Source organism: Candidatus Mycalebacterium sp., assembly GCF_977828045.1.
The window spans coordinates 13,053-36,808 of sequence record NZ_CDWCUL010000010.1; the positions used below are offsets into that span (position 1 = coordinate 13,053).

The window sequence follows — 23,756 nt, forward strand, 5'->3', positions numbered from 1 at the left end:
TTGTAACACCATTGCGGCATTGGCAAGAGCGGGTGCCTATTCTCAAAAACAGGGGAGTTTTCAATAATGGACAAAAAAAATCTTTTTGACTTGCGGACTGCGGAAAGAAACATAGCCGAAGGACGAATTTCAAAAAGCGACTTTGACAAACACATGAAAGAACTCAAAGACTCAAGCGAAAATGGGGAGTTTGAAACAATCGGCAAAGATGAGGACGAAAACGACTCTCCCGAGAAAGAAACCGAATGAAAAAGTGGCAGTATAAAGTCGTTCCGTGGCGGAATATGTTCGGGGACTCTTCGGATCACGACATAAATGTTTCGGTTGAGAAAGGAAAAGACAAAGCCGGAAAAGGCGCTAAAGAGATGGAAAAAGCGCTCGGCAAACTCGGCACAGACGGCTGGGAACTTGTCGCTTCATACCGTGATTTCGCGCTTTTTAAGAAAGAGAAGTAGAGAAAAAAGACGGCGGCTGATTTCTCAGTTCCGTCCGCCGTGCCGGGGTTTGGTTTCAAAAATGCGACTGAAGGTGAGCGGATGCGTACTCAAAGGAGCCCTGTTGACTATGGGAGTGTTGCTGGTGGCGGGATGCGCTGGCGGCGGCGGTACGGCAGCCACAACGCCACCGACCACAACACCACCAACTACAACAGTTACACCGCCGCCACCGCCGCCACCGCCGCCGACATCGGGCGGCATACTAAATTCGTTAATTCCGGCGGCTGGCGCCGGCACACAAGACCCTTACTATATGGCGAGTTGCCGCCCGGGCAACCCGCAAGGGGACGGATGCTATACCGGTGCGGCGGGTGGCGCTTTAGTTGATATCCGGTCTGTTGATACCAGAGTGTATGTTGATGGACTAACCGCGCCGCCGGGGTATCTCCGCATACAGGATCAACAATCCGGCCCACGTTTATCCGTGCCTAATCCACCGCAGGATGTGCGCGATGCGTGGCGGGCGGGTTGGACGGGGGCAGGCGTTAATGTCCTCATCATTGATTCCTTTGGCGGGCCGCCGTATGCTCCAACTCACAGCCATGACACCCGCGGCACACACGGCTATACCGTGGGTCTGTCGGCCCGCGAGATTGCGCCGGGCGCATCATTTTTAAGCCTGGAATCAGGAACATCTATTTCGGGAGGAGGCACTGGTCGAAATTATCGGGATACCTATATTCCACCGGAATCCGGCAGCGGAAGATCCCCGGCTACGCGCATTGATGTTATCAACATGAGTTTTGGGCTTGATCCGATAGGTGACCACGCAAGCGACGACCAGGTGGAACGCTACAAAATAACCGGAATGCGGCCCGACTTGTATGCCGATTTAACCGCCGGGTTGAGTGGGGGCACGGCGTTTTTAACCAATACCGGTGATGCGGTGATTACCAAAGCCGCCGGCAATGAGGGCGGTGTAGACGCGAGTCGGTATGTTGATAATGTCGCCTTGATTCTTGACCCCCATACCGGACCGCGCGCCTTGATTGTGGGGGCGTTGGATAACTACGCGCGCCCGGCGGCAACGACAAATCTAAATGCGGCAAAAACCCGCAACCGCGCAGGCGAGAAAATCACCACGCACCTCGCCCCTCCCCCTCCCCCCGGTGAGGGAAATGTTTCCCCCAATGCAAGCATTGCTTCATATAGCGCGGTGGCCGGCTCGCGAACCAATATGCAGAATCGGTTTTTAGTGGAATACGGCGGCACGCCCTACAGCGACAGCGCGTATCTTTGCGCTAACGACGACACCCCTGCAACATGCGATAACCCGCGGTTCGTGTATGACGAATTCTCGGAGGGGGTCGGCACTTCCTTCTCCGCCCCGCGAGTGGCCGGGCATGCCGCATTGGTCAGGCACAAGTTCCCCGGCCTGACCGGCGCGCAAACCGCGAAAATACTGCTCGACACCGCCACCACGGAGGGGATCTTCTGCCACCCAAGTTGCAACGTGGAAACCTACGGGCAAGGGAGGGTAAGCATTGGCGATGCCTTGTCGCCAATCGGGAAACTGAGATGATGCACGCCTGTAAAATCGCCTTATGGGCACTGATTTGGTGCGTGCCATACACCGCGGCGGCGGTGAATGGCGGCATGGACCTGGTACGCATCGCCGTGGCGGCGAAACAACAAAACGCGGTGCCGGCGACGCCGTGGATTGGCAGCATGCGCATCGCCGACTCCAGCGCTGACGATATTTACCTGGCGGACGGCAGGCGGCTGATGAAGCGCCCGGGCGTTGTCCATTCGTACAGCGAAACCGTGGAATACGATGTGTCGCGTTTTTACCGCCCCAATGGCATGCAGGCGAAAATGGTGCTGCATTACGCCGGCCGCACTGCCGGCGAGATTTTTTCCGTAGGCTTCGACACCGGTTTTTCCGCCGAGAAAATCAGGGTCAATCCGGCGTTGTTTGTCGGCTATACCCGCACCTTTCAAGTAGCGAAGCAAACCCTGGTCGCGGTCGGCGCGGGCGGCTGGGTCGGCGGCAAGGTGTCGGAAAACCCCTGCCGCGATGAGTATAACCGCGCGTATTATTGCCCGACGCTGACCGCCTGGAGCGATCATCGCCAATCGCGCCGGCGTCTGCAACAACATTTCCAACTGATGGTCTCGCATTCTTTTTGATGCGCCCATTTTTTTGTTTTACGCGAAACGCCTTGCTGATGGTCGCGCTGGCGGGCGTTGTTGGTTGCCAAGCCCGGCCGCTCGCTGACGCTCCGGCATCGGTTGACATCATTGCGTCAAAGGCAATCCGCTTGCCGGCGGAGAATCAAGCCGCGGGCGCGGTCATGGAACTGCCGGTTACCGTGCGCTTGCGCAATCATCGCCGGCAGACGCTTGAGTTGAGCGCCGGCACGCCTTGCGCGGTTTTTCGGTGGCGGGTGGTCGCCGCCGGGGATGTGGTTCAATCCATGCCGAACAGGTCGTGCATCCAAACCGTCGCCTTTGACAGGCTGGGACCCGCGCGGCAACTTGAGCAATCCTATGTGCTGGCGCTCGACCCCCGGCGATACACCGCTGGCAGTCGCTATCGCTTGGTGTACACCTTTTGGGGCTATCCGGGGCGGCACGATTTCACAGTCAAAAACTTTGACTGATTTAATAAGGAAAAGACAAAGCCGGAAAAAGCGCTCGGCAAACGCAGAGTCCCTTCACTGTCTTTCACCAACTAGTTTTGGCTATGCAGTAATTAGCTATCCTCTTCAAACCAGATGCTTCCCTCATACAATTTTGATAAGGGGACATAATATAATAAAGGGATACAACTATGACCAAAGCCAGAATTGTTTTACCAATCGGACTCTTTAAGAAATCATTTATTTTGTTATACATTCCTCACTCCCATTCAATCGTTCCGGGCGGTTTTGTGGAGATGTCGTAAACGACTCGTCCCACGCCTTCAATCTCGTTTATTATTCGCGTTGATATTTTTTCCAGAACTTCGGGCGGAATTTTCGCCCAGTCGGCGGTCATTCCGTCCGTGCTGGTTACAGCCCTGAGCGCGATAACGTTGTCATAGGTTCGTTTGTCTCCCATAACACCGACCGCGCGCACGGGAAGAAAGACCGCGAACGCCTGCCATATCTCGTCGTAAATCCCCGCTTTTCGTATCTCGTCAATGTATATGGCATCGGCGCGGCGGAGCATATCAACGGACTCGGGCTTAATTTCTCCGAGAATCCTGATTGCGAGCCCCGGACCGGGAAACGGATGGCGGTTAATCATTGTTGCGGGTAGTCCCAGATGCAGCCCCACCTTTCTCACTTCGTCTTTGAAAAGTTCGCAAAGAGGCTCAACGAGTTTCAGGTTCATTGTTTCGGGCAGACCGCCCACGTTGTGGTGAGTTTTAATTGTGGCGGCGGAACCGTGCGCGGTCGCGCTCTCTATCACATCGGGATACAACGTGCCCTGCGCGAGAAAATCCGCGCCTTCTATCGTCTTCGCTTCGCGCTCAAAAACTTTGATGAATTCGCGTCCGATAATCTTCCGTTTTTCTTCGGGAGCGGAAACGCCTTTGAGTTGTTTCAGAAAACGCCCGCCTTCGTTGACGCGCTTAACCTCAATGCCGGAGTTGGAAAACATCTCCACAACCTCATCGCCCTCGCCCAGCCGCAGAAGCCCCGTGTCAACGAAAATGCATACGAGAGACTTGCCGACCGCCTCGCGCAGAAGCGCCGCGGTTACCGATGAATCAACTCCGCCGGACAGCGCGCAGATAACGCGCGATTTGCCGACCCGTTCGCGGATGGATGCGACCGCCCTTTCGGTAAAAACTTCCGGCGTCCATGTCTTTTCGCATCCGGCGGTCTCAAACAGAAAATTGGCAAGCATTTTCCCGCCTTTGGGAGTGTGGGCCACTTCAGGGTGAAACTGCGTGCCGAAGATTTTTTTCCGGCTGTGTTTTATCGCCGCCGCGGGAGCATTTGAGGTTCGGGCGGTTATCTCAAACCCGTCCGGCAGTTTTACGACTTTATCTCCGTGGGACATCCATACGTCTGCGGACCCGGAAAACCCCGCAAACAGCCCGTTCGGGTCTGAAATCTCAATGGTTGCAGGTCCGAACTCCCTTTTGGAAGACTCCTCAACCTCTCCTCCGAGCATACGGACAAGCAACTGCATTCCGTAACAGATGCCGAGAATCGGAATTCCCATCTCAAAAATTTCGCCGTCAAGACCGGGCGCACCGTCGTCCCGGACGCTTGAGGGTCCGCCCGACAGCACTATTGCGCTCGGCGATATTTCGCTCACTTCGCTCGCTGTGATTGTGTGCTGTTTGATTTCGGAAAAAACACCCTTCTCGCGTATGCGACGGGCTATAATGCGAGTGTATTGAGACCCGAAATCAATTACAAGAACAGTCTGTTTCTTCAAAACTACTCTATCCTGTAGTTCGGCGCCTCGCGGGTGATGATGACATCGTGGACGTGCCCCTCTCTATGCCCCGCGTTTGTGATTTGAACAAATTTTGAATACCGCTTGAGTTTCTCTATATCGGAGCAACCGACATAGCCCATGCCCGCCCTGAGACCGCCAACTATCTGATAAACAATCGAGCCGAGACTGCCCCTGTACGGAACTCTGCCCTCAATACCTTCGGGAACAAGTTTGCCGGTTTCGGCGATGTTTTCCTGAGCGTATCTGTCGCGGCTTTTACCCTCGCGCATTGACTCAATTGAACCCATGCCCCTGTAAACCTTGTATGTTCTGCCCTGAAATAAAACCACTTCCCCGGGCGCCTCGTCCGTGCCGGCGAACATATTGCCCATCATCACCGAAGACGCGCCGAACGCGATTGCCTTTACGACATCGCCGGAAAACTTGATTCCTCCGTCTGCGATGACGGGGATCCCCCGCTTGCGCGCGACCGGATACACCTTTGAAATGGCGGCGATTTGCGGCATTCCGACTCCCGCGACAACCCTTGTAGTGCAAATTGAACCGGGGCCCACCCCGACTTTGAGCGCGTCCGCACCGGCATCTATAAGGGCTTTGGCGGCTTCGGCGGTCGCTATGTTGCCCGCCACCACTTCAAGCCCGCTAAAAGCGGATTTGATTTCGCGCACGCTTTTAATCACCCGTTCTGAGTGAGCGTGAGCCGTATCCACAAAAATAACATCACATCCCGCCGCTTTTACTTTCTCAACCCTTTCGTCCCTGTCGGGACCCACTCCGATGGCCGCCGCGCACCTGAGCCGTCCGTAGCTGTCTTTTGAGGCGTGTGGGAATTTCCGGATTTTTTCAATATCCTTCATTGTTATCATTCCCTTGAGGCGGAAACGGGAATCCACGACGGGAAGTTTTTCCACTCTGAATTTGTGCAGAAGCCCCGTGGCTTTGTCCGTTGTAACTTTGCCCTCTTTGACCGTAACAAGCCTCTCTTTCGGGGTCATTATCTCCCTGACCGAGCGGGAGAGCCGTTTTTCAAATCTCAAATCCCGGTTTGTTATGATGCCGACAAGTGCGCCGTTTTCTTCCGTAACGGGAAGCCCCGTTATGCTGTTTGAGGTCATTATGTCCAGCGCCTCTTTCGCCGTGTGAGACGGACGGACGGTAAGCGGGCTTACAATCATTCCGCTCTCGTATTTTTTTACCTTTTCCACCTCGGCGGCTTGCGCGTTAGTGTCAAGATTTCTGTGTATGACCCCTATTCCCCCCTCCTGCGCCATCGCTATCGCGGTTTTGGATTCGGTAACAGTGTCCATTGCCGCGCTTATGAGGGGAATGCTAAGCCGTATGGATTTTGTGAGCGAAGTGGAAACATCAACATCGCCCGGAAGGACTTCGGAAAAAGACGGAACAAGCAGTATGTCGTCAAAGGTAAGGGCTTGTTCTAATTTGTTGTCCGGCATCTTCTTCAAACTCCGCAAGATACGAGGTTTCTACTTCTTTGTTCTCCCTTTTGAAATTTTCTTCTTTTTCACAGATGGTTTCGCCTTTGCTTTGGGAGCGGGTTTTGCCGGACTTTTCTTCGCGGGTTTTGAAAGCACGGGCTTGGCTTTCGGTGCGGACTTTGAAAGGGGTTTTGCTTTTGGCGCCGGTTTGGGTTTTCCCTTTTTGTGAGCGACCGCCGGAACCTCAGAAGGCTTCGAAGTGAAAATCTCAACCACTTTGTCGCGCAATTCAGGATGGGCCACCGTCAACTCTATTTCAATCTCCTGCGTCTTTTCGCCAATCACAACAAAAACCGGCATTATGCCGATGAAGGTTGTTTTCTTTCCTGAGCTATCAACTCTTTCAAAGTCGAGCGCGCTCATCAGTTTTTTCGGGAAGTTTTGCAGAAGCGTTTCGCCAAGTTCGATGCTCTCCTGCGGCAAAAGCCCGTCCTGGCTTATGCTCATCTTTATTCGAGTGGGCTTCATTTGGAAAGGGAGCATTTTACACAACAAGGAACTATAAATCAAGGAACGGGCGGGCGCGCAAAACAGAACGCAAGATTTTTCCGTCCGGGCTGTTTGCGGACAGACAATGTTGCGTATAACGTTATGGAATAATTAGTGACCTTTAAGAAATGAGTAAAGCACTGTTTCAAAAACTCAGGAAGGAGCTTGATAGGCACATAATAGGTCACAGGGAAGTTAAGACCTCCCTGTTGCTCGGCATTCTTTCCAGAGAACACATATACATTGAGGGGCCTCCCGGAACGGCAAAAACAATGCTGTCGGAGATTATAGCGGCGAGCGCCCAACTCAAATTTTTCTTTTACCAACTCCACAGAGACACGCGGCTTTCTGAACTTGTGGGAGATATGGTCATATCAAAAGAGGCAACCGATGAGGAAGAAATCATCCGGCAGAAAATCATCAAAGGCGGAATTCTGACGGCGGAAATCTGTCTGCTTGATGACATCTCAAGAGCTCCCGGAGAATCGTTGAATGTGCTTCTGCGGATACTGAACGAAAGAAAATTCTTTGAAGACTCTTTGCCCCTTATGACGGCAATCGCCACAAGCAACCCCACCGCGGACGAATACTACAATGAGCCGCTTGACCCCGCCAATCTGGACAGGTTTGTGCTGCAAATTAAATCGGTCGGCACCTCTCACATGCGCGACTGGAAATCCGCACAGCAGATTATTTCTCTCTATTCCGGGCGGGACGAAAAGGTTGCCATTCCCAAACTGCTGGACAGAAAACAGCTGGACAAACTGCATGCCCGGGTCAAAGCAGTCCCCATACCCAAAGAGGTTCAGGAGGGGCTCGGAGAGTTTGTACGCATACTTGTTGAAGATTTTGGACTTGATGAAACCAACTCGCTTATTTCGGACAGAACTTTTTTCGTCAAGGCGCTCAAAATCATCAGGGCTAACGCAGTTCTGAACGGAAGAAAATCGTGCGTGATGAAAGACCTTGAAGTGATGAAATACATGACCGTCTTTCGTATTCCACCCGATGTTTATGAGCAACTGGACGCAATCCTTGAGCGCTTAATGACTAAAAAAAAAGTCCGCAAGAACGCCTGACCCGGCAGCCGGAACAAGATACTGAGCCTCTTTCGGAGTTTGACAAAAACCTCCCTGAGAATCAGAAAGAAGAGCATCCCGACGAAAACGCTGAAAAAGAGGCCGAAGAGGAGCATGACGACGCCCGCCAGACTTTTTTTCAGGTTATGCAAGACCTTCAGGAACAGAAAATGACACCGCCTGAGGGAATGGACATTCCGTCCGACCCCAAAGGACAGCCCGAACAGTCCGCCGGCGAAGAAGACAAAGAGCTGTCCGACAAAACCACTTCAAGTAAATCCTTCCGCGCCGGGAACATTGATGAAGATGTGAACCAGCAGAAGAAAAACTACGAAACGGCGCAAAACATCAAAATGATAATGAAGGTTCTTGAAGGCAATTTTCAGAGAAACATGGCGACAAAAACCAGCCACCCCGGCGGAATGCCGAGGCGGTGGCGGAGGATGAACTCTTTTGACCTTGAGGACGCAGACCCGCTTGAGTTTTTTCTCTGGTCAGACACAACTTCGCCGATCCTGCCGCGCGTTCAGTTCAGGGAAAGAGAGTCAACGGGGGGCGAAATCGCCATTCTACGGGATGTCAGCACCTCGATGATGGGAACACACAGCGAGTGGGCATCATCGGTGGTGGGGGGCGTCATAGAGCTCGCGAGAACAAAAAACATGAGATGCGGCTACCTTGAGTTCAATCACAAGGCGGACCCCTATGAGCGACAGAAAGGCAAACGCAGCATCTTCTCAAGAGAGTATCCGTGGCTTATGGACATGGCGGAATCAACCGACTGCTCGGGCAATACAAACTACGAAGAAGCGCTGAAAACAACTATTTCGGAATTCAAAGGGCGCGGTCGCAGAAACAAACACATACTTTTCATAACGGACGGAATTCCCACTTCCGGTGACATCCGGCTTGAAGATGACGACAAAGAAGCGCGGCGGCGCACACCCCGGCTGAATAAAAAAGAGGATTTGACGGACTATCTTAACGCCGGAGCGCCGAACCGCGCCACGCAAGAGCCGCGCCCTTTGCGCGAAATCGTGAAAAAAACTCAGCAACTCGGCATCCGTATCCATTCAATCTTCATCGGCTCAAAAAACTATCCGCCGATTTTGCAGAAAATCTCAGAGGAAACTTTCGGAACGCAGTTTGTCGCGTTCAGAGACGGAGAAAACGTAATGCAGGTTGAGCGCAAAGACAAATTCATAAGCAACTACGCCAGAAAAGCCGAAAAAAACGAAAGTTTTGACCCCATCAAAGCGGCTTTCTCGCACAAAATTCACACGGTAACGGGAAAACTGTAAATCTTATTTCACCAATACGACAAGATTGTCACGGTGTATGATTTCGTTGCCGTATTTATAGCCAAGTATCGCCTCAATCTCCGCAGCTTTTGCGCCGCGAATTCTTTCAACCTCATCAGATGAATACGACACCAGCCCGCGCGCGACTTCCGCGCCCTGCGGGTCAAGGCACAAAACGGGATCACCCCTGCCAAACTCTCCGCTGACTTTTGTAACTCCCGAAGGCAGCAAACTTTTGCCCTCCCCGCCCACCGCTTTGGACGCGCCTTCATCAAGGGTTATTTCCCCTCTGGGTTTGAGCGTGTGCGCGATCCAGTGTTTGCGCGCGGCGAGTTTTTCGCCGGTCGGAACAACAAGCGTTCCCACTTCATCGCCTCTGAAAATCTTCCCTATGTTCTCAAAATCCCTGCCGTCCGCTATGATGGTGGGAATCCCGAATGCGGACGCTTTCGCCGCCGCCTGCAGCTTTGTTTTCATGCCGCCGGTGGTGGTTGCTCCTGAAGTGCCGCCCGCGCTTTTTTCAATCACTGCGTCTATGTTTTTTATGACGGGCAGAAGCCGGGCGTTTGAATCGTTTTCGGGATTGGAGTCATAAACGCCGTCCGTGTTGGTTAGCATAAGCAGCAAATCCGCCTCAACAAAAGCGGCGACAATCGCCGCAAGATTGTCGTTGTCGCCAAACATTATCTCTTCAACCGCGACAGTGTCATTTTCGTTCACAACCGGAATGACGCCCATTTGCAACAACTCGCTGAGGGCGCCGCGTGCGTTCAAAAAACAGCGCCTGTCCGAAAGTCCGTCCTGGGTGAGCAGTACCTGCGCCACAGAAAAACCGTTTTTGAAAAAAGCCGTTTCGTAGTTGCGGATAAGATTGCTCTGCCCGCACGCGGCGACCGCCTGCTTTTTGCGTATTGTGTCGGGGCGCGTGCGGAGCCCGAGTTGTTTCATTCCCGCCGCGATTGCGCCCGAAGACACTATTACGACCCTTATCCCCGCTTCGCGCAAGCAAGCAACCTGCCGGGCGATTCGCCCGAAAACGGTTTCATCAAGGGACGAGCCGGAAAGCAGAACGCTGCTGCCGATTTTAATAACGGCGGTTTTCGCGTTCTTCACAAAGATCCTGTTTTTTACTGACATTTTAATACTCTCGCGGAGAACTCCGGACGCTGATTGACAGCGCCCCGGACTGGTGATATTTTCCACTTTTGCGGTGAAAAGTAAATAAAAACCGCGGGAGTAGCTCAGTTGGCCAGAGCATTTGCTTCCCAAGCAAAGGGTCGCGGGTTCGAATCCCGTCTCCCGCTCAAATTTCCCTGTTGACAACGAAAAGTGTGAGTAATATCCTCATTATTTCTTTTCGCGGGAGTAGCTCAGCTGGCTAGAGCGTTTCCTTGCCAAGGAAAAGGTCGCGGGTTCGAATCCCGTCTCCCGCTCCATTCAACCCATTGAGACAAAACCGGGTTGAGACTCAACCCTTTTTACCCATTTAGCGACTTCGGGGTATTGCGAAATATCAATCTCGCCCTCATTCGCGAGCGCGACATACGGATAACAGGCAATGTCCGCTATTGTATATGAGCCCGCGAGAAACTCACGCCCGGCGAGGCAACCGTTGAAAACCTCAAGCGCCGCGCGCCCTTCGGCACGTTTTTGCTCAAGCGCGTCCGCGTCAACCTTGTCGGGCGACAGATATTTAGTCCAGAAACGCGCGAGCGCGAGCGGAGTGTCCAGAGTTGTTTTCCCGAAAACAACCCACTGGGCAACTTTGCCGAACCCTTCGGGGTCTTCCGGCAAATAGGGGTTTGGCGCGAACTTTCGGGCAATGTAAAACAGAAGCGCGTTTGACTCCCACATCACAAAATCGCCGTCCACAAGAACCGGAATTTTGCAGTTTGGATTAAGTTTTTTGAACTCATCGGTCTGATGTTCGCCTTTGAATATATCAATGACGATTTTCTCAAACTCCGCGCCGAGATACGAAAGCAGCAGTTCGGATTTATATGCGTTGCCCGAAAGCGGGTGGGTGTAGAGTTTCATTTAGATTTTTGACCTTTCCTATTTAGCATCCACTCTTCCACTTTGTTTATTACTTCTTCATCTGCTCTACTTACAGGCCTAACACTTGCAATTGTTCGAGGTCTCCCTTGCTCATCAAAAGTAAAGTCTCCTAGAGCAGTTTTGTTACACCAGTGACACTGTGGAATGATATTGCCGGGTTCAAGCGATTTATTGGGATTCATATGTCCCTTTTCAAGAGATTCGACTTTTAAACTTGAATCAAATCTGTGACGCTCTCCAATCTTCGTTCCGCAAGACGCACAAGCGTATTTATATTCTTTCAAGATACTTTTCCAATCACCTTTCCTGACCACCTTTCTCCTCCCTGGAGTGGAATTAGGAATAGGTTTTTTTGTCGTAATCAAAACATGGCATCCCTGCGGAGTAAAACGCTCCTTTCTTCCAAACTTGAAAGAATCACCCTTATTTAAAATGTGCCAGCCACCTTGTGTCTTCAGATGTCTTATTTGCTGGTCGGTTGCAGCTTTGCCGGTCAATTTGTTTATTAAGTTGGCAACATCGTCCTTATGAACTGCCTCCATTTGAAAATGCTTCAAAACAGCCAACTGATACCACTTGGCTGTTCCCTTTTTGGGAAGTTTAATACCATGGGCTTTGAGGTTCGCTTCCCAATCTGTCTTAATGTTTCGAAAAGCAGAGTTCAGCTCTTGTTTTTTAACAGAAAGAGCTTTTTTGCGGGAAATTCTTTCAAAATAGACCTTGCTCACTTTTTACCCTTTTTAGCGCAATTTGAGTGTAGTCAGAGTCTATTTCAAAACCCATAAACCTACGGTTGTCCTGCAAAGCGGCAACTGCTGTTGTTCCGCTACCAACAAACGGATCCAAAACCGTCTGCCCCTCAATTGTGAACAATCTTATTAACTGCCTCATTACAGGAACCGGTTTTACGGTCATATGACCAACTTCCGTTCCCTTCTTTGGCTTGGGAGCTTCGAGAATGGTTCCCGGAAAACCGTTACCCATAAAAGACTGGTCGGGACACATAAGACCTGTTTGATAGGAAATCCAATTTTCAACAAAAGTCCCTTTTCTGGGCTTTTGCGCCAAAATTATCGGTTCAAACTGAGGTTTTAATTGAGGTGTCTTTTTGCCAGCAATCTCCTTAAGGATTTCTTGTTTTCTCTTATTGCTGATTTTCATTTTACGAACAAAATGTTCTTGTGAAAAAGCTTTCGCTTGCCCTTCATACTTCCACGCAAGCATATCTCTGATTTCAAAACCCGCTTCATCAAGAGCAGAACCCATAGCGTAAGACAGACGCGCTTGGCTGAATACCGCAACAAAACCACCGGGCTTTAACACTCTGTAAATTTTTCCTGAAACCTTAAGCATAAAGGATTTCAGCCGTTTGGCTTGTTTCCGGTCAAACTTCATTCCGGCAGGAAGCCCTCCTATTATTCCGGGCTTCACTCTTTTTTTCAGTTTTTCCTTGTTCCAATCATCACCCATTCCATCAAGAAAATACGGAGGGTCTGTAGCAACAAAATGGATAGACTCGGAGGACAAAGAGTCCAGCCCCTTCAAACAATCCTCATTGCGTATATCGCACGCACTCCCGTATTGTTCTACGTTTTCAGCACAAAGGTTCATAGTAGGGTCAATAAATTATAACAAAGAATTCTACTCCTTAATATACCTCTCAAATTTTCCTTTAAGCGTATCTTCTCCGAGAATCGCGTTCAGAGTTTTTCTGTCGGGAAGAGCGTAGGTAACAACGGCTCGCACCGAATCCCTGCCGTCCGCGCCCTTGATTGATGCCGAAACGCGCACGGTTTTGCCGTCCCGCTCAATCACTTTTGCGCGCGCTTCAAGCGGAGAGTCAAAACCGACCGGCGCGAGATAGCGCAGGTCAATGCGCGTTGTAACGCCGATTTTGCCAACCTTGTCAAACATTGCCCAGAAGGAAAGTTCGTCAATAACGGCGCACTGAATTCCGCCGTGAACAATTCCAGGGAAACCGTTGAAATGCCTTTCGGGAGTCAGAGTCGTGAACACTTCGTCCGTGTCGTCATCAGCGTAGAATTTGAGCCGCAACCCGAACTCGTTTTGCGGATGGCAGACAAAGCAGTTGTTGCCCGGAAGGTCTATGAAAACATTTTCTATCTCGCGGGACATTCCGCTATTCTTCGGCGTCTGAGTCTTCAGTGTCCGTGTCTTCGGTATCAGGCTCTTGCTCGTTTACGGCTTCAATCTCAGCCTCTTCGTGAGGCACGGAACCGTTTGCCTGCTGTTCGGGTTCGGGCGCGTCTGAATCCTCGCCGGAATCTTCTCTTTCAACAACCTTTGCCGCCGCCGCGATGATTTCACCGGCTCCAAGACGCACCACCCGCACGCCCTGCGCAACGCGTCCGGTGCTTCTGATTTCACTCACATTGACCCTGATGACCTTGCCGGCGGGGGTTGTGATGAGAATAAGTTGAGTGGCATCCGTTACTTGAAAAGTGCCGACCACTTTGCCGTTTTTCTCGGTTATATCAACAGTTTTTACACCCTTGCCGCCCCGATTTGTCTGCCTGTAACTTGAAACACGTGTTCTTTTGCCGAAACCTTTTTCCGTAACCGTAAGAATCTGCGCTTCGGGGTCTTCAACCGCTTCAAGACTGACAAGACGGTCTTTCGGGTCAAGTTTGAAGCCCTTTACTCCCGCCGCCGTTCTTCCCATCGGTCTGACTTTTGCCTCTTCAAAACGAATCGCTTTGCCGTCGTGGGAAGAGAGGAAAATCTCGCTGTTGCCGTTTGTTATGCGCGCGGCGACAAGCTCGTCTCCGTCTTTGATGTTCAGCGCGATAATTCCGCCCGAACGCGGACGCGAATACGCCATCAGACTTGTTTTCTTCACAACGCCGCGCCGGGTCGCCATGAGAATAAATTTGTCTTCCTCAAACTTTTTCACGGGAAGCACCGCGGCAACATTCTCACCCTCGCCGAGGTTGAGCAAATTCACCATCGCCCTGCCCCGCGCGATCCGCCCCGCTTCGGGAATTTCATAAACTTTGAGCCAGTGACACCTGCCGTGATTGGTGAAAAACAGAACATAGTTGTGCCTTGAAGCCGTAAACAGGTCTTCAACGAAATCGCTCTCGCGGGTGGTCATTCCTTTTTTGCCCTTGCCGCCGCGCCGCTGGCTGCGGTAAATGCTCAAAGGCGTGGTTTTTATGTAACCCTCATGCGAAATTGTTACGACCATATCCTCGTCCGAGATAAGGTCTTCAATTGAAATTTCTTCAACGTTTTCAAGAATTTTCGTTCTTCTTTTGTCAGCGTATTTTTTCTTCAGTTCAACCAGTTCATCGCTGACGATTTTGAAAATCAGCTCTTCGCTGGCGAGGATTTTTTTGAGTTCCGCGACCGTTTTCAAAAGCTCTTCGCGTTCCTCAAAGATTTTGTCCCTTTCAAGCGCGGTAAGCCTCTGCAACCTCATGTCCAGAATCGCCTGCGACTGAATGTCGGACAGCGAAAGATTTGCAATAAGCCCGTCTTTGGCTTCGTTCGGGCTTTTGGAACCGCGTATGAGTTTGATGACTGCGTCAATACTGTCCAACGCAATTTTCAACCCCTCAAGAATGTGCAGGCGCGCTTCGGCTTTCTCAAGGTCAAACAGGGTTCTTCTTATGACCACTTCCCTGCGGTGGTCTATGAACTGCGCAAGCGCCTGTTTCAGGTTCAAGACTTCGGGCTGATTGCCTACCAGCGCAAGCATAATTACGCCGAAAGACGTGTCCATTTGCGTGTTTTTGTAAAGTTGATTGAGAACGACTTCAGCGTTTTCGCCTCTTTTGAGTTCCACGACAAGGCGGATTCCGTCCCTGTCGGACTCATCGCGAATATCGCTTATGCCCTTAATTTTTTCATCTTTGACAAGCTCCGCCATGCGCTCTATGAGTTTGACCTTGTTGACCTGATACGGCATTTCGCTGATTACCACAAGGTTTTTGTCGCCTTTTTTCTGTTTCTCTATTGTGGCTTTCGCCCTGATTTTGATTATTCCTCTTCCGGTTTCGTATATCTGTTTGATGGGCGCGCTGCCGTGAATAAACCCGCCGGTCGGAAAATCCGGACCGGAAACATGCCCCATAAGTTGCGCGATCGTTATGTCGGGATTTTTAATCTGGGCGACAATCGCGTCAATAAGCTCTCCAAGGTTATGAGGCGGGATGTTTGTTGACATTCCGACCGCGATCCCGGCGGAACCATTGAGCAGAAGGTTGGGCAGCCGCGCAGGCAGAACAACCGGCTCATGCTCACCTCCGTCATAGTTCGGAATGAAATCAACGGTGTTTTTGTCAAGATTGTCCAGCAGTTCGCCGGCGATTTTGTCCAGCCGGACTTCGGTGTAGCGCATCGCCGCAGGCGGGTCGCCGTCCATTGAGCCGAAATTGCCCTGACCATCAACAAGGGGATAGCGCATTGAAAAATCCTGCGCCATTCGCACAAGCGTATCGTAAATCGCCGAATCGCCGTGCGGATGAAACTTACCCATCACATCGCCGACAATTCGCGCGGACTTTTTATAAGGTCTGTTCCAGGCGTTTCCGGCTTCGTGCATTCCGTAGAGAATGCGGCGGTGAACGGGCTTCATTCCGTCTCTGGCATCGGGCAACGCCCTGCCCACAATCACACTCATTGAGTATGAGAGATAAGACTCCTTCATCTCATCTTCGATGCTTCTTGGAAGGAAACGCGAACTGTCTTCTGCCATTGTTTGAAAACCGGAAAAGGTTTTAGTTGCCTACATTATATTACAAACGCCGTGCACAATCAATTGCCCTCCCTTCAAACTTCGCCGCCGTTTCGGTATCCTTTGTGCCGTTATGAGAGTGATAACCGGCTCGGTGAAGGGCAGGAAAATAAAAACCGCCTCTAAAGGCGTACGCCCGATGACAGCGCGCGTTAAAAAATCGGTGTTTGACCGGCTGGGCGACATCGGAGGCGCGAGAGTCCTGGACGTCTTCGCGGGCTCGGGCGCGCTGGGAATAGAAGCGTTGAGCAGAGGCGCGGACAGCGCGGTTTTTGTTGAAAAGAGCACTCATGTGGCGGACATAGTCTGCGAAAACATAAAACAGTGCGGTTTTGAAAACCGGTGCGAAGTGATTCGCCTGGACTACCGCAAAGCGGCACAACGGCTGCTTTCGGGGGAAAAAAGGTTTGACCTCATATTCATCGCACCGCCGTATGCGCTTTTCCAAAAGGTTTCCGACAGGAATTTGACCGACTGTTTTTCTCCGTTAATATCGGAAAACGGCAGAATTGTAATAGAGTATGAGACCGGAACGGCAGCGGAGAACGAAAACGGCGCGGAAAACCGCCTGACGAAAAAGTATGGCGGAACAACCGTCAGCATACTTTCCCGCGCCGGCTCGTGAACGGAAAACTGAAATGAAAAGAATGGCAATATATCCCGGATCTTTTGACCCTCTCACTCTGGGGCACATAAACATCATTGAGCGCGGCGCGGAGGTTTTTGACGAACTGACAGTCGCGGTGGCGGGAACAATCTCAAAAAGCGCGGCTTTTTCCGCGAAAGAGCGAGTGGAGATGGTTACCAAAGCGGTCAAGGGCAAAAAGAACGTCAAAGTGGAAGGTTTTGACGGTCTGCTCATGGACTACGCCACGCAAAAGGGAGTGAAAACAATTCTGCGGGGAATGAGAAGCGTTTCGGATTTTGAATACGAACTCCGAATGGCAACCGCGAATAAAGCGCTAAACCCCGGAATTGAAACTGTTTTCATGGTTACGGACGCGAAGCATTCCCACATCAGTTCATCGCTGATAAAAGAGATTGTAACTCTGGGCGGCTCGGCGGCGGGGCTGGTTCCGGATTTTGTGGAAAAATGCTTGCGCGAAAAACTGCTTGGGAAATAGACACTTTTAGAGGAGCGGGAGAAGAAAATGAGCATGGAAATTTCCAAAAGAGCAACGAATATAAAACAGTCCGCGACTCTGGCAATTACGGCGAAGGTCAAAGAGCTCAGAGCCGAAGGGGTGGACGTCATCGGGTTCGGCGCGGGAGAGCCGGACTTTGACACACCCTCGGACATAAAGGAAGCGGGCATTGAGTCCATACAAAACGGGTTCACAAAATACACGCCGGTCGGCGGAATACCGGAACTCAAAAACGCAATAACTGCGAGAATAAAAGAAGATTATGGAATTGAATACGCGCAGGACGAAGTTATGGTCTCGTGTGGCGCGAAGCACACGCTTTACAACATAGCGCAGGCGGTTCTCAACCCCGGAGACGAGGTGATTGTCCCCTCTCCCTACTGGGTTTCATATCCGGCGCAAATCGCGCTTGCGGGGGCGCAAGCCGTTATCGCGGAAACAACCCTCAAAGATGGCTTCAAACTCACACCCGCCATGCTGAAAAAGAGAATCTCGCGCAAAACCCGTGCGCTGATTTTGAACTATCCGTCAAATCCCACGGGCTCCACTTATGACGAAAATGAACTTAAAGCGCTTGCGGACACAGCGATGGAAGACGGAATTTTCATCATTTCAGACGAGATTTATGACAAAATTCTTTACGGCGGAATAACCCACACACCGGTTGCGTCTCTGGGAGAGGAAGTCAGAGAGAACTCCATTCTGGTAAATGGCGTGTCCAAAACCTACTCCATGACGGGGTGGCGAATCGGATACGCGGCGGGCGGCAAAAACATTATCTCGGCGATGTCACGCATACAGGGGCAGTGCACTTCAAACCCTCCGTCAATGGCGCAAATGGCGGCGGTTGAAGCGCTTTCGGGCGGACAAGAAGTCGTGGAACGGCGTGCCGAAGAATTTGAGCGCAGAAAAGACTTCATCGTCTCAAGGGTTAGGGAGATAGGTTTTGAGTGCCTTGACCCTCAGGGGGCATTCTATATTTTCCCTTCCATTGAAAAATTCATCGGCGTGAAATTCGGCGACAGGGAAATGGAAAACAGTATGGATTTTACAGATTTTCTGCTGAACCAAGCGAAAGTGGCGGTTGTTCCCGGCATAGAGTTCGGAATGGAAAACCACATCAGAATCTCCTACGCAACATCAATGGAAAACATTGAAGAGGGAATGAACAGAGTGGAAAACACCCTTTCCCTTCTCTCTTAAAAGTGTCTCTCAAAATCGCCACGCCTTTGAGTTTGACCGGAAAATTCGCGCCGCTTGGAAAAAAAGCCCGTAACGGCATAACCCTTTGGGCGCGATACATGGAATCGGCCGGCGAACATGTGGAACTTGTCATTGAAGATGACGAAAGTTCCGAAGAAAAAACATCCGCCATAACGGAAAAATTCTGTTCAGACAAAACCGTCCACGCGGTCTTCGGTCCGTATTCAAGCAGTCTTGCGCTTTCCGCCGCGCAGAGAGCGGCGGAAAAAGGAAAAACCCTGTGGAATCACGGCGGCGCAACGGATGAAATCAGCGATTATGAAAACACAGTGAGCGCGATAACGCCCGCAAGCCGGTACTTTGTTCCGATCGTTGATATGCTCGCGGGCGGCGGAGTAAAAGCCGTTGCGATAGCGAATCCAACCGGCAGCGGTTTTTCAAAAGCGGTCGCGGACGGAGCGGAAGCGCGTGCGCGGAAACTTAAACTCGCCGTTCGCAGATTTGAATATGTTTCGGGGTCGGTGGATTTCGGCAAAATCGCGCGGGAACTGATTGCGTGTGGAGCGCCCGTTCTTTCGGCGGGCGGAATGGATGACGATTTTGCGCTCGCGGAAAGGATTTTGGACGAGCGCGGCAGACCGGAGTTTTTGTGTTTTGTCGCCGCAGGCGTGGACGATTTTTTTGAGCGGTTCGGGGTAAAAAGCGAAGAAGTTTTTTCCGTAAGCCAGTGGGAGGAAAACAACCCGTTCGCGCCGGAACCGGACTTTGGTCCGTCATCTCTTGAGTTCGCGGAGATGTTTGAAAAAGAATACGGGCGCAGGCCTGACTATCCGGCGGCGCAGGCGTTCAACATCGGTCTGGTTTTTCAGAAATGCGCTCTTGAAAGCAAAAGCGCGGACGACAAAATCTTGCGCGAAACTGCGCGAAAACTGGACTTTACGACCTTCTACGGAAGGTTCAAAATGGATGCGGACGGCAAACAGTCCGGGCACAAAATGGTCATTACAAAATGGAAAGACAGAAAAAGGGTTGTGGTGGAGCCGAGCGGGTTCGAACCGCCGACCTCATCAATGCCATTGATGCGCTCTCCCAGCTGAGCTACGGCCCCTTGCTCACGAAATCTATCTAAGGCGTGGAACGAAAAGCAAACATATTTACTTTGAGTTCCCGTTCGGGCGCGGCATAAAACCACCCCGCACAGTACAATTCACTATCTAATTAGTGCGTGGAGCCGAGCGGGTTCGAACCGCCGACCTCCGGCTTGCAAAGCCGGCGCTCTCCCAACTGAGCTACGGCCCCTTACTTACGAAACTTCCAATTTTTCATGGGCCCAGATGGATTTGAACCATCGACCTCACCCTTATCAGGGGTGCGCTCTAACCAGGCTGAGCTATGGGCCCTCAGCAAAGCGGAAAGTGTATAAACAATCCGTGAGAGTGTCAAAATAACGGCGTTTGAGCCTATTTTTTGGTCAAATGCCATCCGTTGCCCACCGGACACTCATATGTTTTCAATATCACCCCTCTTTTACTCTTCATTTTGACCATACGTCCGGCATCCCGCTCGGTTTCGTAGATATCCTTGGTTACGCCTTCTGAACTTGTGCATGCCTCGCAAGTCCTGTTCGGCGCGCGGTCTTTTGGACCAATATGAAAATAACCGCAGGTTTCGCAGGAATACGGAACCAAGTCCTCATTGCCAAAATTGGATTTCGCGTAATCCGCGCCCTCTTGCGCCTCGCTTCGTGAACCGTATTCAGTAAGCGGCTCACCATCCGAACGGAAACAGGTTTTGCTTTTTTGAATCATTACAGAGAACTATTCTATAAAAAACACCGCCCTGAACGAATAAGATTTTTTGGTACCGGAAAAGAAATTACGCAAAATCGGCAACGGCAAAGCCGCCGCGTTCGCACGCTTTGAGAACAACTTGCGCGCACGCCTTCGCGTCTGAAAGCGCTTCGTGGTGGTTGAAAGAAATGTCGAGTTCGTTGCAGAGAGTTTTGAGCGCCGCGCCGTTTTGTAAGTTAAACGCTCTGTATGCGAAACGCCTGCTGTCCAGCCACTTTTTGGCACCTATACCCGAAATTCCGTATCTGCTTTTTGCTTGTCTGACTGCCTCAAGGTCAAAAAATGTGTGGCTTATTACAATGCGGTTTTGAAGTTTAGAACGGAGAGTTTCGGAAATGTCCGCAAAGGTCGGCGCGTTTGCCACATCTTCAGGGTAAATGCCGTGAATTCTTATATTGCCTTCTTCAAAATGCTCTTCGGGGTTTACAAGCGTTGACCACTCGTCCGCAAAAATGCCGTTGCGAACCTCAACAATGCCGATTTGGCAGATACTGCCACGGCTACGGTTGGCGGTTTCAACGTCTATGGCAACGAAATCGCTCATTTGTTTTTATGTGATTTTTTATTCTTCTTGGTTTTGCTCTTTGCTGTGTGCAAGTTGGGCTGGTTTATTCTCACCATTTTAGCAACATACTCCCTGTCCTTTGGAGTCATCCTGCCAAAAATTTCAACCCTCTGATTGGCAACTTGCTCCAATTGAACAAACCATTTCATATCGTCTTTATCTTCTCCTTCCGCCAAACGTGCCGCATCTTTCCATTTCCCTGCTGTTCTCCAGTTCCGAAAAGCATCTTTATTATAATCTGTCCCTGCACTTTCAAATGCTTCCGCCGCTTCTTCCCAACGCTTTTGTTCTTCTCTGATTTTGCCTGTTCTCCAATAATCCGTTGGTTCAATCACTGATAGAACTCTATCCGCATTTTCCAAATCTCCTGAATCCAGAAGAGTATCAACAGCTGTTCTTTTCAACTCCATTGATTCCTTTTTGCTGTCCCCTATAAAACCTGTAAGTTCAAGCCATTGATCAACATTTCCAGAAAACTGCCACGCCATTTCTTTTTGTTTTGAACAGTTATCTATGGATTTTCTTAAATCTTGTTGCACTGCGCTCAGAGAATCCTTCAGCCAATCTTCCTTAATGGAAACTGCCGATTCGAGAAAATCAGGTAACAATTTTTCCGACTGTTTTTCAGACCACTGATAAAAACTTTCAAAAAACTTCTCATATTTTGGCAAGCCAAGTTCTTTCAAAACTTCTTTTCCTCTTAAATAAAAACCTTCACGCTTTCCTTCTTCCGAGACAAGCCCTGTAGTCATTCCACGAAGAAGTTCTATACTCACGTTCTTGCGTAAGTCACTATCGGAAACCCCTTCAGGCAGGTCTTGATTCCCTAAAAGGGCAAATGCTTTGCCTGCTTTTTCCAGCGATTTCTCGTTATTTTGTTGGTATAGATTGTTAGCCTCTGCCATTAATTCCCTGACCTTCTCTTCTACTGTTTTATCTTCTTCCGAAAACTCTTCCAATAGTTCTTCCGTGGTAGAGAAAACAATTGAAAACCCAGCAGTCTGCGAAAGAATTGCAATACTTTCATCCCTCTCTTCGTTAGTGCTTTCAACATCCATAAAGATTATGGACTCTGTTGATCTGCTGAGCGCAACACGAAGATTATCCATTAGTATTCGCGCCCTTAAATAATCCGCAGGGTCTTTACTTTTACTTTCCCTCAACTTTTTCAATTCATGTAAGGATTGGCCGGGATTGAGAACGCACACAGTCTGGTATTCCAAACCTTTGGCTTCGGACGGAGTCAGAATTGTATTTTCCGAACACCACTCAGGAACCTCATCCTGTGCTGATACAATCTTAATCCCGTCCCTCTCTTGAAGTTGGTTCAATAATTTTTTTGGTTCTTCGTCTTCTACCTGAAGGTAGAAAATCTTTCCGTTAACAGACTCACCCTTCATATTGTGTTGTCTGTCCCCCGGACGCAATTTTTTATCCAAGTCTTTATATAGTCCAGCAACTCCCTCTATGAGGTCAACTATCTTTTTTGGGGAACGAAGATTGTGCTGAAGATTGACCTTTTCCGGGTCATGTTTCAGGTGAGAAGAGAAAAGATTGCTCAACTTGTCCCAATCAAAACCGGAATGCCAAACAGTCTGACTTTCATCTCCAGCAACAATGATGGAGGGAATATAATCTCTTTTTGTATCTAAAGCCTTGCAGAATTCCACAACAACTGCCATATCAAGCAAAGTTAAATCCTGCACCTCATCTATAACAACACGGTCAAAATCATCATATCCCTTTGGAATTCCTTTCTTTTGGAGGCTTATTACCGCTTCCGTTGCCAAAGCAGATTCGGGAAACATTTTTTCAAGCAATCCGTCCTCATTCTTCCAACTATCAAAAACATCAAGAAACTCCTTTCTCACGGTGCTTTTTTTTAAAATTTCGTTTGATTTGTATTCTTCATATTTGATATGAGCAATCTTGCCACTTTCGAGACATGTTTTTTCATCTCCAGGAAATGCCTCTCCCACAAGAACAGAATGAATTTGAGAGAAAAATAAATCTCTGTATTTCTCTTTGATGGTCTGTATTCGCCTGTCAAATTGTCTGTCAAACTCTATTCTTCCCTGTCTTTTATCCCCCTCAAGATCTTTGCCAGTTACATCACCAAGAAACTCCCGAAAACTTTTACATATAACTTCAACATTCTTTGGGGCAAATGTTTCGAATTGCTTTTCCGCATGAGACACCAAGCCTGAAGACCAAGTAAGATAGAGCACACGACCACCATGTGGGGCAATTCCACGCTCGACACATTCATGCAAAGTAGCAGTTTTGCCAGAACCAGGATTTCCGTTGAGAAACCGAATAGGACTCTCCGTTCCAGAAAGGCTGAAGAATTTTTTTTGTTGTTCTGTCCAATGGTCAAAACAACCTTTAATGTATTCCTGCTTTATTGGCAAACAATCTTCTAATGGGTCAGGAACAAGCAACTTATCATTCTCAGCATGGTGCCGTATTGACTGTATTAAAATGGCATCTTTAGGAAGTCCGGTGGATTCCACACATGGAGCACCTTGCTTTGCAAACCAGAGATAATACTGATTACCTCCGCTACCACCTAGCGGAATGCGTAGCCATCCCTTATTTTCTCCCTTTATACCTTTGATATTGGAAAGAGTATTTCCATGAGACATAAGGTTTCCTAACCTCATCCATATCTTTCCGTGAAAATCAGACCCCTTCCCTTCTGACTTGTTCTCTCCTAAGAGGCAGCTGGAAATTTCTGTGGAAAGATAGATTTCATATTTCGGTTTCCAGAACTCTCTAGAAGCCGAACTTACTTGATGGTCTGGTAGAAATTGAAAATCAATTTTCTTTATTTCGTTTTTTGGCATCCGTTACTCCTTTCTGACCAACCGCAGAATTTTGTTGAAAATCAACAAACAGAACACAAAAAACCAA

Annotated in this window: 23 protein-coding genes, 5 tRNA genes and 1 pseudogene; 13 read left to right on the forward strand and 16 right to left on the reverse strand. The window is 49.9% G+C overall.

The features are described 5' to 3' along the window. Positions 1–66: 66 nt before the first annotated feature. Positions 67–249 carry a hypothetical protein gene (locus tag ACY430_RS02120; protein ID WP_462137257.1) on the forward strand — a complete coding sequence of 61 codons (183 nt, stop codon included), beginning with the start codon at positions 67–69 and terminating at the stop codon, positions 247–249. Continuing rightward, a complete protein-coding gene (locus tag ACY430_RS02125; protein WP_462137258.1) occupies positions 246–455 on the forward strand; it encodes a hypothetical protein in 210 nt (69 codons plus the stop codon). The genes ACY430_RS02120 and ACY430_RS02125 overlap by 4 nt, the downstream gene beginning before the upstream one ends. Before the next feature lie 24 nt (positions 456–479). Here ACY430_RS02125 and ACY430_RS02130 read toward each other — a convergent pair whose 3' ends face one another. Beyond that, positions 480–734, reverse strand: a complete 255-nt coding sequence (locus ACY430_RS02130) for a hypothetical protein (protein ID WP_462137259.1) — start codon at positions 732–734, stop codon at positions 480–482. Between the two features lie 112 nt (positions 735–846). Here ACY430_RS02130 and ACY430_RS02135 point away from each other — a divergent pair, with 112 nt between their 5' ends. The 3 genes from ACY430_RS02135 to ACY430_RS02145 are packed head-to-tail and all read left to right on the forward strand — an operon-like array spanning position 847 to position 3,100. Then, entirely contained in the window at positions 847–2,019 is a 1,173-nt protein-coding gene (locus ACY430_RS02135) for a S8 family serine peptidase (RefSeq protein WP_462137260.1), read from the forward strand. Beyond that, positions 2,016–2,627, forward strand: coding sequence for a hypothetical protein (locus ACY430_RS02140; protein ID WP_462137261.1), 612 nt, complete (start codon positions 2,016–2,018; stop codon positions 2,625–2,627). The genes ACY430_RS02135 and ACY430_RS02140 overlap by 4 nt, the downstream gene beginning before the upstream one ends. Next, on the forward strand, positions 2,627–3,100 hold the full coding sequence (locus ACY430_RS02145) for a hypothetical protein (RefSeq protein WP_462137262.1): 474 nt from the start codon (positions 2,627–2,629) through the stop codon (positions 3,098–3,100). The genes ACY430_RS02140 and ACY430_RS02145 overlap by 1 nt, the downstream gene beginning before the upstream one ends. Positions 3,101–3,338: 238 nt before the next feature. Here ACY430_RS02145 and guaA read toward each other — a convergent pair whose 3' ends face one another. The 3 genes from guaA to ACY430_RS02160 are packed head-to-tail and all read right to left on the reverse strand — an operon-like array spanning position 3,339 to position 6,862. Next, positions 3,339–4,874 (reverse strand): glutamine-hydrolyzing GMP synthase, encoded by a 1,536-nt coding sequence (gene guaA / locus ACY430_RS02150; RefSeq protein ID WP_462137263.1) that lies wholly within the window; start codon positions 4,872–4,874, stop codon positions 3,339–3,341. Between the two features lie 2 nt (positions 4,875–4,876). Further along, entirely contained in the window at positions 4,877–6,352 is a 1,476-nt protein-coding gene (gene guaB, locus ACY430_RS02155) for an IMP dehydrogenase (protein WP_462137264.1), read from the reverse strand. 30 nt (positions 6,353–6,382) lie between these two features. Beyond that, positions 6,383–6,862: a hypothetical protein gene (locus ACY430_RS02160; RefSeq protein ID WP_462137265.1), complete on the reverse strand. Its 480-nt coding sequence runs from the start codon at positions 6,860–6,862 to the stop codon at positions 6,383–6,385. Positions 6,863–7,011: 149 nt separating this feature from the next. Between ACY430_RS02160 and ACY430_RS02165 the strand changes: the two genes are divergently transcribed. Then, positions 7,012–7,962 carry an AAA family ATPase gene (locus ACY430_RS02165; RefSeq protein WP_462137266.1) on the forward strand — a complete coding sequence of 317 codons (951 nt, stop codon included), beginning with the start codon at positions 7,012–7,014 and terminating at the stop codon, positions 7,960–7,962. 170 nt (positions 7,963–8,132) lie between these two features. Then, entirely contained in the window at positions 8,133–9,263 is a 1,131-nt protein-coding gene (locus tag ACY430_RS02170) for a vWA domain-containing protein (protein WP_462137267.1), read from the forward strand. Between the two features lie 3 nt (positions 9,264–9,266). On the opposite strand, the gene proB is transcribed toward ACY430_RS02170, so the two are convergent. After that, entirely contained in the window at positions 9,267–10,400 is a 1,134-nt protein-coding gene (proB, locus tag ACY430_RS02175) for a glutamate 5-kinase (RefSeq protein WP_462137268.1), read from the reverse strand. Between the two features lie 93 nt (positions 10,401–10,493). Here proB and ACY430_RS02180 point away from each other — a divergent pair. Together ACY430_RS02180 and ACY430_RS02185 are read left to right on the forward strand one after the other, a co-directional pair. Beyond that, positions 10,494–10,567: transfer RNA gene (locus tag ACY430_RS02180), tRNA-Gly, on the forward strand. A gap of 55 nt (positions 10,568–10,622) precedes the next feature. Continuing rightward, positions 10,623–10,699 (forward strand) — tRNA-Gly (locus ACY430_RS02185). Between the two features lies 1 nt (position 10,700). Here ACY430_RS02185 and ACY430_RS02190 read toward each other — a convergent pair. The 5 genes from ACY430_RS02190 to gyrA all read right to left on the reverse strand — a co-directional run bounded on the left by ACY430_RS02190 (position 10,701) and on the right by gyrA (position 16,041). Further along, positions 10,701–11,300 (reverse strand): glutathione S-transferase family protein, encoded by a 600-nt coding sequence (locus tag ACY430_RS02190; protein ID WP_462137269.1) that lies wholly within the window; start codon positions 11,298–11,300, stop codon positions 10,701–10,703. Then, complete coding sequence (locus ACY430_RS02195; protein ID WP_462137270.1) at positions 11,297–12,049, reverse strand: hypothetical protein; 753 nt, start codon at positions 12,047–12,049, stop codon at positions 11,297–11,299. Before ACY430_RS02195 ends, ACY430_RS02190 begins: the two co-directional genes overlap by 4 nt. Further along, positions 12,030–12,866 (reverse strand): DNA-methyltransferase, encoded by an 837-nt coding sequence (locus ACY430_RS02200; protein ID WP_462137271.1) that lies wholly within the window; start codon positions 12,864–12,866, stop codon positions 12,030–12,032. The genes ACY430_RS02195 and ACY430_RS02200 overlap by 20 nt, the downstream gene beginning before the upstream one ends. Before the next feature lie 96 nt (positions 12,867–12,962). Continuing rightward, positions 12,963–13,457, reverse strand: a complete 495-nt coding sequence (locus ACY430_RS02205) for a PaaI family thioesterase (RefSeq protein WP_462137272.1) — start codon at positions 13,455–13,457, stop codon at positions 12,963–12,965. A 4-nt stretch (positions 13,458–13,461) separates the two neighbouring features. Continuing rightward, the gene (gyrA, locus tag ACY430_RS02210) at positions 13,462–16,041 is read right to left on the reverse strand and encodes a DNA gyrase subunit A (RefSeq protein ID WP_462137273.1); all 2,580 of its coding nucleotides are present in this window, start codon (positions 16,039–16,041) and stop codon (positions 13,462–13,464) included. A 112-nt stretch (positions 16,042–16,153) separates the two neighbouring features. On the opposite strand from gyrA, the gene rsmD reads away from it, so the two are divergent. The 4 genes and pseudogenes from rsmD to ACY430_RS02230 form a co-directional block, all read left to right on the forward strand. Next, positions 16,154–16,705 (forward strand): 16S rRNA (guanine(966)-N(2))-methyltransferase RsmD, encoded by a 552-nt coding sequence (rsmD, locus tag ACY430_RS02215; RefSeq protein WP_462137274.1) that lies wholly within the window; start codon positions 16,154–16,156, stop codon positions 16,703–16,705. A 13-nt stretch (positions 16,706–16,718) separates the two neighbouring features. Further along, positions 16,719–17,204: a pantetheine-phosphate adenylyltransferase gene (gene coaD / locus ACY430_RS02220; RefSeq protein WP_462137275.1), complete on the forward strand. Its 486-nt coding sequence runs from the start codon at positions 16,719–16,721 to the stop codon at positions 17,202–17,204. A gap of 27 nt (positions 17,205–17,231) precedes the next feature. After that, entirely contained in the window at positions 17,232–18,428 is a 1,197-nt protein-coding gene (locus tag ACY430_RS02225) for a pyridoxal phosphate-dependent aminotransferase (protein WP_462137276.1), read from the forward strand. 2 nt (positions 18,429–18,430) lie between these two features. Then, positions 18,431–19,387, forward strand: a pseudogene (locus ACY430_RS02230) (ABC transporter substrate-binding protein); the annotation flags it as partial. Between the two features lie 73 nt (positions 19,388–19,460). Here ACY430_RS02230 and ACY430_RS02235 read toward each other — a convergent pair. From ACY430_RS02235 to ACY430_RS02260, 6 genes are all read right to left on the reverse strand, one after another. Continuing rightward, positions 19,461–19,536: transfer RNA gene (locus ACY430_RS02235), tRNA-Ala, on the reverse strand. Between the two features lie 118 nt (positions 19,537–19,654). After that, positions 19,655–19,727 (reverse strand) — tRNA-Ala (locus tag ACY430_RS02240). Between the two features lie 26 nt (positions 19,728–19,753). Beyond that, positions 19,754–19,828 (reverse strand) — tRNA-Ile (locus tag ACY430_RS02245). Between the two features lie 60 nt (positions 19,829–19,888). Beyond that, positions 19,889–20,236, reverse strand: coding sequence for a hypothetical protein (locus ACY430_RS02250; RefSeq protein WP_462137277.1), 348 nt, complete (start codon positions 20,234–20,236; stop codon positions 19,889–19,891). Between the two features lie 67 nt (positions 20,237–20,303). Continuing rightward, entirely contained in the window at positions 20,304–20,822 is a 519-nt protein-coding gene (locus ACY430_RS02255) for a 3'-5' exonuclease (protein ID WP_462137278.1), read from the reverse strand. Next, positions 20,819–23,689 carry a hypothetical protein gene (locus ACY430_RS02260; RefSeq protein ID WP_462137279.1) on the reverse strand — a complete coding sequence of 957 codons (2,871 nt, stop codon included), beginning with the start codon at positions 23,687–23,689 and terminating at the stop codon, positions 20,819–20,821. Before ACY430_RS02260 ends, ACY430_RS02255 begins: the two co-directional genes overlap by 4 nt. Between the last annotated feature and the right edge of the window lie 67 nt (positions 23,690–23,756).

Excerpts from the sequence above, each read along its gene's own strand:
- ACY430_RS02190 (WP_462137269.1), bottom strand. The coding sequence starts at position 11,300 with ATGAAACTCTACACCCACCCGCTTTCGGGCAACGCATATAAATCCGAA.
- rsmD (WP_462137274.1), top strand. The coding sequence starts at position 16,154 with ATGAGAGTGATAACCGGCTCGGTGAAGGGCAGGAAAATAAAAACCGCC.
- guaB (WP_462137264.1), bottom strand. The coding sequence starts at position 6,352 with ATGCCGGACAACAAATTAGAACAAGCCCTTACCTTTGACGACATACTG.
- ACY430_RS02140 (WP_462137261.1), top strand. The coding sequence starts at position 2,016 with ATGATGCACGCCTGTAAAATCGCCTTATGGGCACTGATTTGGTGCGTG.
- ACY430_RS02120 (WP_462137257.1), top strand. The coding sequence starts at position 67 with ATGGACAAAAAAAATCTTTTTGACTTGCGGACTGCGGAAAGAAACATA.
- ACY430_RS02165 (WP_462137266.1), top strand. The coding sequence starts at position 7,012 with ATGAGTAAAGCACTGTTTCAAAAACTCAGGAAGGAGCTTGATAGGCAC.
- ACY430_RS02160 (WP_462137265.1), bottom strand. The coding sequence starts at position 6,862 with ATGAAGCCCACTCGAATAAAGATGAGCATAAGCCAGGACGGGCTTTTG.
- ACY430_RS02145 (WP_462137262.1), top strand. The coding sequence starts at position 2,627 with ATGCGCCCATTTTTTTGTTTTACGCGAAACGCCTTGCTGATGGTCGCG.
- ACY430_RS02255 (WP_462137278.1), bottom strand. The coding sequence starts at position 20,822 with ATGAGCGATTTCGTTGCCATAGACGTTGAAACCGCCAACCGTAGCCGT.
- ACY430_RS02205 (WP_462137272.1), bottom strand. The coding sequence starts at position 13,457 with ATGTCCCGCGAGATAGAAAATGTTTTCATAGACCTTCCGGGCAACAAC.
- coaD (WP_462137275.1), top strand. The coding sequence starts at position 16,719 with ATGAAAAGAATGGCAATATATCCCGGATCTTTTGACCCTCTCACTCTG.
- ACY430_RS02250 (WP_462137277.1), bottom strand. The coding sequence starts at position 20,236 with ATGATTCAAAAAAGCAAAACCTGTTTCCGTTCGGATGGTGAGCCGCTT.
- proB (WP_462137268.1), bottom strand. The coding sequence starts at position 10,400 with ATGTCAGTAAAAAACAGGATCTTTGTGAAGAACGCGAAAACCGCCGTT.
- ACY430_RS02225 (WP_462137276.1), top strand. The coding sequence starts at position 17,232 with ATGAGCATGGAAATTTCCAAAAGAGCAACGAATATAAAACAGTCCGCG.
- ACY430_RS02260 (WP_462137279.1), bottom strand. The coding sequence starts at position 23,689 with ATGCCAAAAAACGAAATAAAGAAAATTGATTTTCAATTTCTACCAGAC.
- ACY430_RS02125 (WP_462137258.1), top strand. The coding sequence starts at position 246 with ATGAAAAAGTGGCAGTATAAAGTCGTTCCGTGGCGGAATATGTTCGGG.
- ACY430_RS02170 (WP_462137267.1), top strand. The coding sequence starts at position 8,133 with ATGACACCGCCTGAGGGAATGGACATTCCGTCCGACCCCAAAGGACAG.
- gyrA (WP_462137273.1), bottom strand. The coding sequence starts at position 16,041 with ATGGCAGAAGACAGTTCGCGTTTCCTTCCAAGAAGCATCGAAGATGAG.